The 303-nt window shown below is 75.9% G+C and carries 1 pseudogene; it reads left to right on the forward strand.

What is annotated here, in order from left to right:
• A pseudogene (locus tag G3I65_RS55005) lies at window positions 1-303 on the forward strand (RNA-binding protein); the annotation flags it as partial.

Here is a 303-nt window from a genome sequence, read left to right on the forward strand (position 1 = left end):
GCCGCCGCCGTCCTGCTCGGGGAGTCCGGGGCCGCCGGGCGCGTGCGGCTGGTCGCCAAGAACGCCGAGGAGAACGCCCTCCGCGCCGAACGCGACGCCGCGCTGGCCCGCAACCAGCGGCTCGAGGCCGAACTCGCGCAGGTCCGCGCGGAGCTGGCCGAGGCGCAACGGGCCGCGGAGAACGCTCGCGGCGAGCGCGAAGGCGAAGTCGAGAAGCTCCTGAAACGGCTTCGCGAGCAAGGCGTCCAGCTGCGCCAAGCCCGTGACGCGGCCGAAGCGGCGTCCGCCGACGCGGAACGGGGT

The organism is Amycolatopsis sp. SID8362, assembly GCF_010550475.1.
Lineage (GTDB): Bacteria > Actinomycetota > Actinomycetes > Mycobacteriales > Pseudonocardiaceae > Amycolatopsis > Amycolatopsis eburnea.